Here is a 12,089-nt window from a genome sequence, read left to right as displayed (position 1 = left end):
GCCCCCAGCCCTCAAATGTCCAGATTGGCAACTGACAGCGCGTTGTCCTGGATGAATTCGCGCCGCGGTTCGACCTCGTCGCCCATCAGCCGCGAAAACAGCGAATCCGCATCGGTGGCGTCATTGACCTTGACCTGCAGCAGCGAGCGCACATTCGGGTCGAGCGTGGTTTCCCAGAGCTGCTCGGCATTCATCTCGCCGAGACCCTTGTAGCGCTGCATGGTCAGGCCCTTGCGGCCGGTCGCAAACACCGCGTTGAGCAGCGCCAGCGGCCCCGAAATGGTTTCGGAGACATCCTTGCGACGCAGCACCGGCGGCTCGCCATAGACTTCCATGAGGCGCGGGGCATAGCGGTCGAGCTGGCGTGCGTCGGCTGAATTTATCAGCCCGGCATCGAGCTGCGCGAATTCCTTGACGCTGCGCACCGTGCGTTCGAACACGTAGCCGCCGACGCCTTCATTGGAGGTCGACAGCCGGCCGGTCCAGCCGCGCTCGGTGTCTTCGGCAATGATGTCGAGGCGCTGGGCCACGCGCTCGGCCATGGCGTTGGCGCGGCCGAGGTTGTTCAACACGTCGGCATTGAGCGCGCCGGCGATCGCCGCCTGTTCGACCACGCCCCTGTTGTAGCGCGTGTGCAGCCCGTTAATGAGCTGGCGCACGGCCAGTGCATCGTCGATCGAGCCGCGCAGATCCTGTCCGGCCCGCGCCTCGCCGGAGGCAAGCGTCAGCGACGCCTCTTCCAGCCCGGAGCCGATCAGGAACTCCTCGAAGGCGCTCTCGTCCTTGATGTATTGCGAGCTCTTGCCGCGCGTCACTTTGTAGAGCGGCGGCTGGGCGATGTAGAGATGGCCGCGCTCGATCAACTCCGGCATCTGCCGGAAGAAGAAGGTCAACAGCAAGGTCCTGATATGGGCGCCGTCGACGTCGGCGTCGGTCATCAGGATGATCTTGTGGTAGCGCAATTTGTCGGCGTTGAACTCGTCCTTGCCGATCGAGGTGCCGAGCGCGGTGATCAGCGTGCCGATCATCTCGGAGCCGAGCATGCGGTCGAAGCGGGCGCGCTCGACATTGAGGATCTTGCCGCGCAGCGGCAGGATCGCCTGGTTCTGGCGCGAACGGCCACCCTTGGCCGAGCCGCCGGCGGAATCACCCTCGACGATGAAGATTTCGGATTTCGCCGGGTCGCGTTCCTGGCAGTCGGCGAGCTTGCCGGGCAGCGAGGTGACGCCGAGCGAGCTCTTGCGGGTGATGTCGCGCGCCTTGCGCGCGGCTTCCCGCGCCGCGGCCGCCTGGATCACCTTGTCGATGACCACCTTGCCTTCGCTGGGATGTTCTTCCAGCCAGGTGCCGAGCGCCTCGTTGACCAGGCCTTCGACCACCGGGCGCACCTCGGACGAGACCAGCTTGTCCTTGGTCTGCGAGGAGAATTTCGGGTCGGGAACCTTGACCGACAGCACCGCCGTCAGGCCCTCGCGGCAATCGTCGCCGATCAGCGCCACCTTTTCCTTCTTGGTCAGGCCCGAGGACTCGCCATAGCCGGTGATCTGGCGCGTCAGCGCGCCGCGGAAGCCGGCCAGATGGGTGCCGCCATCGCGCTGCGGGATGTTGTTGGTGAAGGCCAGCACGTTCTCGTGGTAGCTGTCGTTCCACCACATCGCCACTTCGACGGTAATGCCGTCGCGCTCGGCCTTGATGGCGATCGGCTTGTCGATCAGCGGTTTCTTGACCCGGTCGAGATATTTGACGAACTCTTCCAGGCCGCCATCATAGTGCAGTTCGTGGCGCACGAGATCGGCATGGCGGGCATCGGTCAAGATGATGCGTACGCCGGAATTCAGGAAGGCGAGTTCGCGCAGCCGGTGCTCCAGCGTGCCGAAGTCGAACTCGACCATGGTGAAGGTTTCGGACGACGGAAAGAAGGTGATCTCGGAACCGCTGCGGCCCTCATAGGTGCCGGGCTGCTTGTTCTGCTCATAGCTGCCGGTCGCCTTGAGCGGCGCATCGGCATTGCCATGCGTGAAGCTCATCTCGAAAATCTGGCCGTTGCGGCGGATTTTCAGCTTCAGCCAGGCCGACAACGCGTTGACCACCGAGACGCCGACGCCGTGCAGGCCGCCAGACACCTTGTAGGAATTCTGGTCGAATTTGCCGCCGGCATGCAGCTGCGTCATGATCACTTCGGCCGCCGAAATGCCTTCGCCAGTGTGAATATCGGTCGGAATCCCGCGGCCATTGTCGATAACGGTGACCGAACCGTCGGGATTGAGCGTCACCGTGACGAGATCGGCATGGCCGGCCAGCGCCTCGTCGATGGCGTTGTCGACCACCTCATAGACCATGTGATGCAGGCCCGAGCCGTCGTCGGTGTCGCCGATATACATGCCCGGCCGCTTGCGGACAGCGTCCAACCCCTTCAAAACCTTGATGGAATCGGCGCCGTATTCGGCCTCAGCGCCGTTGGCGTTGTCGCTTTGATCGCTCATGAAAACCTGTCTGATTGATGCCGCATGCTCAGCGCGAAAAAATGGCTTCGAATCACGCCGCTTTGATGTCCTAGATATAGGCGCAAAAGGCGGTTTTTCCAAGGTTTGCGGGCATTTCAGGGCTGAATCCCGAGCTGGCAGCCGGCTATTTTTTCGCGGCTTTCAATTTGGCCAGAAGACGGCGCAGATATTTGATCGTGGGTTTGTCCCTCGGCGCCAGTTTGCCTGTGCGGTCAAGCTCCAGCGTCAGGTCTAGCGCCTGGGACAACACAGCCTTCGGATTCTTCGCCACATAGGCATAGTTGATGTAGGCCTGTACCAGATCGAATTGCCAGATCGCATTGTCCGGATCGGACAGGGCCAACCGCTGGCGGATGGCCAGGCTGGCTTCGAAGGCCTTCTTCGAGCCATCATAGTGGCGCTGCTTGGTCTCCAGCAGGCCTATTTCCTCGAACGTGATCGACAGGTCGCGCTGCCAGTCGGAATTGCCCGGGTCGAGATTTGCCAATCGGTTGGCAATGACGAGACTGTCCTGATAGTTCTGCAAAGCACCGGCGATATTGCCCTGGGCATCAAACACGCCGGCAATTTTTTCCAAACAGACCGATAGGTCGCGCTGCCAGTCGGTGTTGCCTGGGTCGCTGGCGGCAAGGTCTCGCGCCGTGGCCCGCGCTTGCTGGTAGGCCTCCAACGCGAGTGGCCAGTCCTTCTGGTCGCCGTAAGCATTGCCGATCTTGGCGTAACCGACCGACAGGTCGCGCTTCAAATCGGTGTCGTTTGAGTCGCGGCGCACCAGCGCTTCGGCGATTATTTGGCTCTTGTTGTAGGCGTCGAGCGCGCCCGCAGCGTCGCCACGCTCGCGCAGGACGTCGCCGATCCTGGTGTAGCTCACGGAGACGGCGCGCTGATGCCTGGGGTCGTCGGGGTTGTTCTGCGCCAGCGCCAGCCGAATTCTCAGGCTCTCTTCGAATGCAGTCTGGGCGCCATCCAGCTGGCCGGCGGTACGGGCAAGACCGCCGATTTCGTCGTAGGTAATGGTCAGGTCGCGCAGCAGATAGACGCTGTTCGGCTCGGCATGGGCCAATTGCTGCTTGATGGACAGGCTTTGCTGGTAGGCCTGGGCTGCCGCACCCACGTCGCCCTGCGTCGCCAGCACGTTGCCGATCTTGTCATTCGCCATGGCGAGATCGCCGAGCCAGTCCTTCTTGTCCGGCACGTTTGTGGTCAGGCCCTGCAACATGTCCCTGGCCGCCTCATAGTTTTGCAGGGAGGCCGGCAGATCGCCTTGCGCCATCTTGATGTTGGCGAACTTGATATGGCCGATGGCGAGGTCGCGCTTGACGCTCGGATCGGTTTCTTGACGCGCTCGCTGCTCAAGATTGGCGACCAGCGCCGCAAAGGCGCGGCCGGCGGCGTCGGTGTTGCCAACCGTCGTGTAGAGGATGCCGAGCTCTTCCAGCGTGCGGCTTTGGCGGTCGGCCTGTTCCAGGCTGAGAGAGGTCTGCCCGGCCTCGCCGTAGAGCGCCAGCACCGTTTCATAGTCCTTGATGGCGGTGGCATAGTCCAGGGTGGCGCGCGCCGCGCCGCCCGAGAGAAATCGCGTCGCGGCTTCGGACAGGGTGCGGCTGACGAAATTGGCCTTCAACGCCTGGCGCGAGACATTGTCCACGTCGGCGGCCTTGGCGAGGATCACGCGTGCACCATCGAAAGCGCCGAGCGCCAACTGTTCCTCGGCCTGGCGGCGCAGTTCGGTCACCTGCGGGTCGTCGGCGGCCAGCGTCTTCATCTCGCCGCGCACCTTAACGAAGGCGTCGGCCGCCTCGCGCAGCTTGGCGTCCAGGCTTTCGCCGGAGAGATGGCTGGTGTCGGAACTGATCAGCGCGCCATAGAGCGGCGCCAGCGGCATGTCGGCATCGCTGGCGACCCGTTCGACCGCGCCGCGCATTTCCGGCGTCACATCGGCCATGGCAAGCAACAGCCGCTCGCGCTCCGGCAGTTGTTCCTTGGCCGCCGAGGCGAAGAACAGCTTCGGCAGCCCGCTCTCGACGTAGGGCAGCTGTTTTCCGCGCGAAAGGTCGTAGACCTCCTGCTGCACCAGCGTCAGCACCGAGCGGATTTCGAGCCCGTCGGTGCCGAGGTATTTGATCAGCGCCGCTGTAAAGGGCGAATTCGCACCGGTACCGTCGGCAGCCGTCTCGCCGGGCGCCGCCGAAAAGGCGAACAGGATGTTTTCCGCCTTGCCGACGCGTCCGAGGCCCGGCTTGATCTTGTCCACCAGGTCCTTGATCAGCGATGTGGCGCCACGCCCGTCGCCGTTGCCGCCTGTGAACGGATCGCTGCGGCAGGCGTCGAGCACGATCAGCCCGACCTTCGCCGTGGCGGCAACCGCATCGCGCACTTCCTCCAGCGGCAGGCTGGTCTTCTCCAGCTGGTCGAGCGAGGAGGCATCGGCATCGACCGGCAGAAGACGGTTGTCGCCGGAGATTTCGACGCCATGGCCGGAGAAATACACCAGCGCCACGTCGGCGCCCATGGCGTCCTCGCGAAAATCGTCGAGAGCCCGGCGCATGCGCCTGAGATCACGATTGGTCTCAAGCACGACTTCGAAGCCGAGCTTCTTCAGCGCCGCTTCCATCGCCTCGCCGTCATTGACCGGATTGGAGAGCTTCCGCACCAGCCGGTAGTCGTCCTCGGCAATGACCAACGCCACGCGCCGCTCCGCCACCGCTGTGGCGGTGGTCGCAAGCATCAACAACAAGGCAAACAACAGGCGCAAATCGAACCGCCCCCGGCTCAGTCACCTGCCGACCATTCCACCTCTTTATGGCATGAGCAAGCCGGGGCCGGCTGCGTTACGCAGCCCGCATCGGCTTCAGCGTCTCGCTCCAGCGCGAGAGCTCGTCCAGCATGGTCTTGGTCCCACCCTCTACCTGCTCACTAGCCTGGAAGGAGCCGTCGCTCTCCAGCAGTTTCTGATACATCGGCAGCGCGACGCCTTCCGAGATGGGCATGACGCCCACCGCGGTCAGCAGCGGCTTCAGCGCCTGCGCGGCGCGCAGGCCTCCGGAAACCCCGCCATAGCTGAAGATGGCGGCAGGTTTGTATTTCCACTCGCGCGATAGATAATCGATCGCGTTGACGATCGCCGGAGCGACGAAATAATTGTATTCCGGCGCCACGAAGACAAAGGCGTCGGCGGCGTCGATTGCCTTCGACCAGGCCTTCGTATGGTCCTTCTCGTATTTGCCGAGTTTCGGATGGTGCGGTTCGTCCAGAACCGGCAGCTGGAATGCGGCAATGTCGGTCAGCACCGGTTCGAATTTGCCGTGCTCGTGGGCAAAATCCTCCAGCCAGTGGGCGAAGACCGGCCCGGCGCGGCCCGGCCGCGTGCTGCCGATGATGATGTTCAGCTGATGCTTCAAGCGGGCTCTCCTGGGCGATTGGCAGTAGCTGTTGGTAACTGTCACCTATGGCAGAGTGTCCAACCGGACAAGCCGCAACGGTTTCACCGGCGGTCACGATCCGATGAACACACCGTCTGTCGGGCACACCGGGCGCTGCAGCGTTTCAGTTTGCCGTTCGGTCACATGGACGCCCGGATTGCCAGCCACTACATCTGAGCTATCAGCGGAGCACCTCATGGACACGCAGCCCGTCCCCTTCGTGCCGCCGGCGCCCAGGCCGCGCACGACGCCGCCTTCGACGCTGGAGATGATGCGGATCGTCTACCGCAATCCGCTCGAACTGTGGGGCGAGCACACCTACAACGAGCCCTGGATTTCGGCGAATGGCGTCGGCGGGCATCTGATCGTCGCCAACGATCCCGGCCTTATCCGCCACGTGCTGATCGACAACGCCAAGAACTACAAGATGGCGACGGTGCGCCAGATGATCCTGCGGCCGATCCTGCGCGACGGGCTGCTGACCGCCGAAGGCGAGGTGTGGAAGCGGTCGCGCAAGGCGATGGCGCCGGTGTTCACGCCGCGGCATATCTTCGGCTTCGCCGAGCCGATGCTGCGCCGCACGATGCAGTTCGTCGCCCGCTACGAGGAGGGCGGGATGACCGATGTCGCCCACGACATGACGCTGCTCACCTACGATATCCTGGCCGAAACGCTGTTTTCGGGCGAGATTGCGGGCGAGCCCGGCAGTTTCGCGCAGGAAATCGACCGCCTGTTCGAAACCATGGGCCGCGTCGATCCGCTCGACCTGTTGCGCGCGCCCGAATGGCTGCCGCGGCTGACCCGCATCCGCGGCCGCAAGACCATGGCGTATTTCCGCAAGATCGTCACCGATACAGTCAAGATGCGCGAGGAGCGGCTGAAGCGCGACCCCGACACCGCGCCGCAGGATTTCCTGACGCTTCTGCTGCGCGCCGAAGGCCCCGACGGGCTGACGCGGGCGGAAGTCGAGGACAACATCATCACCTTCATCGGCGCCGGCCACGAGACCACCGCGCGGGCGCTGGGCTGGACGATCTACTGCCTCGCCGAAGCGCCGTGGGAGCGCGAAAAGGTCGAGCGCGAGATCGATGCCGTGCTGGCGCGCGAACCCGACCCGACGAAATGGCTCGAGGCAATGCCGTTCACCCGCGCCGCCTTCGAGGAGGCGCTGCGGCTTTATCCGCCGGCGCCGTCCATCAACCGCGAGCCGATCGAGACGGAGACCTGGAACGATCTGGTGCTCCCCAAGCGCGCGGCCGTACTGGTGATGCCTTGGGTCGTACACCGCCACAGAAAACTGTGGGACATGCCCGACGCCTTCATGCCCGAACGCTTCCATCCGGGAAACCGCGAGAAGATCGACCGCTTCCAGTATCTGCCGTTCGGCGCCGGTCCGCGCATCTGCATCGGCGCCAGCTTCGCCATGCAGGAGGCGATCATTGCGCTGGCCATCATGCTGTCGCGCTTCCGCTTCGACGTGACGGCCGAGACCAAGCCGTGGCCGGTGCAGAAACTGACGACACAGCCGCAAGGCGGCCTGCCGATGCAGGTGACGCGGCGCGTTTAACGGCGCAACGCCTTGTTACGCGATGCCGGCGGGCTTGCGCTGGAACTGGCCTGCGGCGCGGAAGCGCCAGAGATAGCTGGGCAGGATTGTGCCGATAGACTGCGGCTGGATGTCGAGGCCGGCAAGGTTCCGGTTGGCCTTGTTGGCCTCCTCCGACACAATGTTGGGCTGGCGCAGCAGCAGCACCTGGTCCTTGGTCAGCAACGGGTTGGGCAGCAGGCCGAGGATCGAGGCCTGCAGATTGGCCATCCACCACGGCACCGGCACCAGGAGCCGCTTGCGCTCGATGACGGTGAGCAGCTCTTCCATGCACTGCTTGAAGGTGAGCACTTGCGGCCCGCCGAGTTCATAGATCTGGCCGCCCTTGATCTTGCCCTCGACCGAACGCGCCACCGCTTCGGCGACATCGCCGACATAGACCGGCTGGAACTTGGTCTGGCCGCCGCCGATCAGCGGCAGCACCGGCGAATAGCGCGCCATGTCGGCGAAGCGGTTGAAGAAACTGTCCTCGGGTCCGAAATTGATCGACGGTCGGAAGATGACGGCGTCCGGGATCGTCTCCAGGACGGCCTTTTCGCCGAGCGCCTTGGTGCGGGCATAGTCGGACTCGGCGTTGAGGTCGGCGCCAAGCGCCGAAATATGGGTCAGTCCTGCGCCGACCGAGCGCGCGGCTTCGGCGACGGCGCGGGCGCCGAATTCGTGCACGGTGTTGAATTTCTGCCGGCCGCTTTCATGCCGGATGGCGACCAGATTGATGACATGGTCGGCGCCCTGCACGGCGCGGTCGACGGACCAGCGCACGCGCACATTGGCCTGCACCGGCTGGATCTGGCCGACATTGCCGAGCGGCTGCAGATGTCCCGCGAGATCGGGCCGGCGCACCCCCACCCTGATGCGGTAGCCGCGCTTGGCCAGCGCTCGCACGATGTGGCGGCCGACGAAGCCGGAGCCGCCGAAGACGACCACGAGCTTGGGGATCTGCAGGATTTCGGTCATGGCTGGCTCCGGCGCTCGAAAGCTTGGCTGAAGCCGTTTCATAGTCCGTTTTGGGCCAAAGGCAAAGGGTGACGCGTCGTCGCTGCCACCCTCTTATGGACCCTTCAGAACGCCTTGCCGAGGCGCGCGTCGACCGACTGGCGGTTGCCGCCGCGGATAACGAAGAACAGCAGGATCGCCGCCCATAGAAGCGACTTTTCAGCGCCGGAAAAGCCCTGGCCGACAGTGATCCAGTGGAACCAGACGGTGACCAGCAGCACGATCATGCCGGCAAAGGCGGCGGGCCGAGTCAACAGGCCGATGGCGATCAGAATGCCGCCGAAGAATTCGGTGCAGGACAAAAGCAGCGACCAGAACGCGCCGGGATAGAAGCCGAGGCCTTCGACCATCTCGGCGGCGCCGAAAGGGTTGGTGATCTTCTGCGAGCCGTGAATGGTGAGAAACCCGCCGGCGACGACGCGCAGAAGGGTTTCGGCGCCATCATGCAGCGACGAATACAGGCGGCCAAACACCGGAACGATAAGTTTGCCGCGGGAAGCGTCGGTGGTTGCGGACATCGTAGCTCCTGTTGTTGTGACGATCCCTTGCAAACGCCCGATGGTTCCCGGCAAGTCAAGTTAACAAAAGTTAACTTCCGCCATCAAGTTTTAGCACACAGAGCACGAACGCAGAAAACCCCGCCGAAGCGGCGTTTTCCGCGTGACGCAACGGTCGAGACAGAGCGCAACGGGGCGGGTAACCTGAGACGGCATACGCCCGCCCGGGCCCTAAACGCATCCGACAGAAGACACCGACCGGGCAAACCCGACCCGGCAGCTATTGGTCGTTGCGATCGGTAGAAAGGTTCAGCCAGGTCGCGTAAAAATTCGTTGTCGCAGGACTGCTTCAGCCCGAATAGCGCTCGGCGAATTCGGAAATGCGCTGCACCACGGCTTTGGAGGCATTGATGCCGCGCGCCTGCGCCTTCTCGGCCGCTTCGGCCCGCGCCCGGCCCGGCACGTGCACGCCAAAGCGCCGGCGCAGCCGGTCGAGCTGGTCCTTCATGCGCTGCTCGAAATCCGGGTCGAGCAGCTTGGGCTCGACGGCGAGCACGAACAGGCCGGTTCCGGGGCTGTCCGGTCCGCCGGAGAACCAGGGCGCGTCGAGCGACCAGTTGGCGCCCGACAAGCCAGCCGCCAGCACTTCGACCATCAGCGCGATGTTGGCGCCACGCTGGCCGCCGAAGGCCAGCATGGCGCCCTTCATGGCCGCGGCCGGATCGGTGGTCGGATTGCCGCTGGCGTCCAGCGCCCAGCCTTCGGGGATCTTCTTGCCGTCCTCGGCCGCCTTGCGGATGTTGACGAAGGCGGTGGCGCTCGACGACTGGTCGATGACCAGCGGCGCGCCATCGGCGGCGGGTGCCGCAAACGACATCGGGTTGGTGCAATAGACCGGCTTGACCGAGCCCGAGCCTGCCAGCACCGCCGGCCCGTTGGTGGCGGCGAAGGAGACCAATCCCAGTTGCGCCAGACGCCCGGTGAAATAGCCTAGTGCGCCGCAGGTATAAGCGTTCTTCTGCGAGAAGATGGCGACGCCGAACAGCTTTGCCGCCTTGGCAAGGTCATCGATGGTGCGGTCGAAGCCGGTATGGGCGAGGCCGCCACGCGCATCGGATTGATAGACGGCGAGCGCCGGCCTGGTGATCACGGGATCGGCATTGCCGTCGATGCGGCCGGCTTCCAGCGCTTCGAGGTAATCGATGAAATGGGTCAGCCCGACGGTCGAAAGCCCTTCCGCCTCGGCGGCAATGATCGAGGCGGTGAGCGACCTCGCCGCCTCCTCATTGGCGCCGGCGCCGAGCGCCGCCATCCGGCACAGCCCTGTTGCCTGATCGAGAGAGAGTTGCATGTTGCGGACCCGATTGGTGGTGAGTGAGTAGGGAGTAGTCAGTAGGGAGTAGCGAAAGCAAGCGGTTTCCCGGTCATATGCTGACTACTCACTACTGCCTACTCACTATTCCCTAGCCCACCTTGTTCGGTATGCGCGCCTCGATCTTGCTGAATGCAAACACCAGGAGGCCGGTGATGATCATGTAGATCAGCGCCAAAAGCAGCAAGGGTTCGTAGGTGAGGTAGGTGTCCTGCCGGACCTTGGACGAGACTGCGAAGATGTCGATGACGCTGATCGTCGCCACCAGCGGCGTCGACTTCAGCTGCAGCACGGTTTCGCCGGTCAGCGTCGGCAGCGCCCGGTAGATGGCCTGCGGCAGCCAGATGCGGCGGAAAATCTTCCAGCGGCTCATGCCGAAAGCGCGGGCCGCCTCTAACTGCCCCTTCGGCACGCCGGCAAAGGCGCCGCGCATCACTTCGCCCTCATAGCCGGCGAAGGACAAGGTCAGTGCCAGCACTCCATAAGGCCAGGCTTGCCTCAGATACGGCCACATCCAGGATTCGCGGATCCAGGGAAATTGCGGAAACAGCGAGCCTAGCCCGTAATAGAGCAGCCATAGCTGGATCAGCAGCGGCGTGCCCCTGATGACGGTGCAGAATGTCCTGGCGGGCGCGGAAAACCAGAAAGAGCCGGCGGCCTGCGCGAGCCCGAGCGGCACGGCGAGCAGGAAGCCGAGAAAGCAGGTGACGGCCAGGATCCACAGCGAGCGCCAGATGCCGATCAGTCCCATTTCATAATATTGCGGAAGCCAGTCCCAGCGCATGAAAAAGGCGGCACCGAAAACCAGCGCGATTGCGACCAGGATCAGCACGATGCGATGCGGCTGCAGCCACAGCGACGTCCGCGCGGCAGCGTTGATGATGGTCGCTTCTCCGGCCATCAGCGCGCATCCTTGAGCGACGGCATACCGCGCCGCGACCAGGCCTCGACGCGGCCGATGAGCAGGTTGGAAACCAGCGACAAGATGAGATAGAGCACGCCCGCGGCGAAAAAGAAGGTGAAATAGGCTTTGGTGACCCCCGCAGCCTGCCGCGTCGCCAGCGCCAGCTCGTAAAAGCCGACGACCGCCAGAAGGGCTGTGTCCTTGGTGGCGATCAGCCACAGATTGGCGAGCCCGGGTATGGCGAAGGGCAGCATCGCCGGCAAGGTGATGCGCCGCAGCATGAGCCCGGGTGACATGCCATAGGCGCGGGCGGCTTCGATCTGGCCCTGCGGTATGGCCAGGATGGCGCCGCGGATCACTTCGGTCGAATAGGCACCCTGGACAAAGCCGAGCACGGCGATGCCCGCGGCAAGGCCGCTGATGTCGACGCGCTGGTAGCCCATTGCCGTCAGCGCCTGGTTGATCAGGTCTGTTCCGGCATAATAGAGCAGCAGGATCAGCACCAGTTCGGGCACGGCGCGCACGATGGTGGTGTAAACCGCCAGCAAGTCGCGTACGACCGGCCCGCCGTAAAGTTTGCCAAAGGCGCCACCGGTGCCGATCAGGAGACCAAGGACCGTGGCGCCGAGCGCGATCTCGATCGAATGGAGCAGCCCAAGCAACAGCGTGCCGCCCCAGCCCGGCGGATTGGGCGAGAGAAGTTCTATGATGCCGGCCGCCGAGGCCGAAAGAAGTGCGTCGATCAGCGTCGCCCCCGGATTGCTGGCTTCAACCACCGCCGACGGCAG

The 12,089-nt window shown here is 64.0% G+C and carries 9 protein-coding genes; 1 reads left to right on the top strand and 8 read right to left on the bottom strand.

Annotated features, from left to right (window positions below):
• Window positions 1-11: 11 nt before the first annotated feature.
• The 3 genes from gyrB to AC3CCE_RS14600 all read right to left on the bottom strand — a co-directional run bounded on the left by gyrB (window position 12) and on the right by AC3CCE_RS14600 (window position 5,905).
• Window positions 12-2,483, bottom strand: a complete 2,472-nt coding sequence (gyrB, locus tag AC3CCE_RS14610; protein ID WP_352626378.1) for a DNA topoisomerase (ATP-hydrolyzing) subunit B — start codon at window positions 2,481-2,483, stop codon at window positions 12-14.
• Between the two features lie 145 nt (window positions 2,484-2,628).
• The gene (locus AC3CCE_RS14605; protein WP_488377150.1) at window positions 2,629-5,232 is read right to left on the bottom strand and encodes a caspase family protein; all 2,604 of its coding nucleotides are present in this window, start codon (window positions 5,230-5,232) and stop codon (window positions 2,629-2,631) included.
• Window positions 5,233-5,335: 103 nt separating this feature from the next.
• Window positions 5,336-5,905, bottom strand: a complete 570-nt coding sequence (locus AC3CCE_RS14600; RefSeq protein ID WP_023752471.1) for an NADPH-dependent FMN reductase — start codon at window positions 5,903-5,905, stop codon at window positions 5,336-5,338.
• A 217-nt stretch (window positions 5,906-6,122) separates the two neighbouring features.
• On the opposite strand from AC3CCE_RS14600, the gene AC3CCE_RS14595 reads away from it, so the two are divergent.
• Entirely contained in the window at window positions 6,123-7,493 is a 1,371-nt protein-coding gene (locus AC3CCE_RS14595; protein ID WP_352626380.1) for a cytochrome P450, read from the top strand.
• A gap of 15 nt (window positions 7,494-7,508) precedes the next feature.
• On the opposite strand, the gene AC3CCE_RS14590 is transcribed toward AC3CCE_RS14595, so the two are convergent.
• From AC3CCE_RS14590 to AC3CCE_RS14570, 5 genes are all read right to left on the bottom strand, one after another.
• A complete protein-coding gene (locus AC3CCE_RS14590) occupies window positions 7,509-8,489 on the bottom strand; it encodes a complex I NDUFA9 subunit family protein (RefSeq protein WP_352626381.1) in 981 nt (326 codons plus the stop codon).
• A gap of 104 nt (window positions 8,490-8,593) precedes the next feature.
• Complete coding sequence (locus AC3CCE_RS14585) at window positions 8,594-9,046, bottom strand: DoxX family protein (protein ID WP_023700422.1); 453 nt, start codon at window positions 9,044-9,046, stop codon at window positions 8,594-8,596.
• A gap of 328 nt (window positions 9,047-9,374) precedes the next feature.
• Window positions 9,375-10,376: an Ldh family oxidoreductase gene (locus AC3CCE_RS14580; RefSeq protein WP_023752473.1), complete on the bottom strand. Its 1,002-nt coding sequence runs from the start codon at window positions 10,374-10,376 to the stop codon at window positions 9,375-9,377.
• 112 nt (window positions 10,377-10,488) lie between these two features.
• A complete protein-coding gene (locus tag AC3CCE_RS14575; protein ID WP_023703668.1) occupies window positions 10,489-11,298 on the bottom strand; it encodes an ABC transporter permease in 810 nt (269 codons plus the stop codon).
• On the bottom strand, window positions 11,298-11,963 hold the full coding sequence (locus AC3CCE_RS14570; protein WP_031253443.1) for an ABC transporter permease: 666 nt from the start codon (window positions 11,961-11,963) through the stop codon (window positions 11,298-11,300). Before AC3CCE_RS14570 ends, AC3CCE_RS14575 begins: the two co-directional genes overlap by 1 nt.
• Window positions 11,964-12,089 lie beyond the last annotated feature (126 nt).

The organism is Mesorhizobium sp. P160187, from assembly GCF_057766425.1.
This window is presented reverse-complemented; position numbering and strand designations above follow the sequence as displayed.

Bases quoted from the DNA above. Each gene is read 5' to 3' on its own strand.
- gyrB (WP_352626378.1), bottom strand. From the start codon at position 2,483: ATGAGCGATCAAAGCGACAACGCCAACGGCGCTGAGGCCGAATACGGC.
- AC3CCE_RS14605 (WP_488377150.1), bottom strand. From the start codon at position 5,232: ATGCTTGCGACCACCGCCACAGCGGTGGCGGAGCGGCGCGTGGCGTTG.
- AC3CCE_RS14595 (WP_352626380.1), top strand. From the start codon at position 6,123: ATGGACACGCAGCCCGTCCCCTTCGTGCCGCCGGCGCCCAGGCCGCGC.
- AC3CCE_RS14590 (WP_352626381.1), bottom strand. From the start codon at position 8,489: ATGACCGAAATCCTGCAGATCCCCAAGCTCGTGGTCGTCTTCGGCGGC.
- AC3CCE_RS14585 (WP_023700422.1), bottom strand. From the start codon at position 9,046: ATGTCCGCAACCACCGACGCTTCCCGCGGCAAACTTATCGTTCCGGTG.
- AC3CCE_RS14580 (WP_023752473.1), bottom strand. From the start codon at position 10,376: ATGCAACTCTCTCTCGATCAGGCAACAGGGCTGTGCCGGATGGCGGCG.
- AC3CCE_RS14575 (WP_023703668.1), bottom strand. From the start codon at position 11,298: ATGGCCGGAGAAGCGACCATCATCAACGCTGCCGCGCGGACGTCGCTG.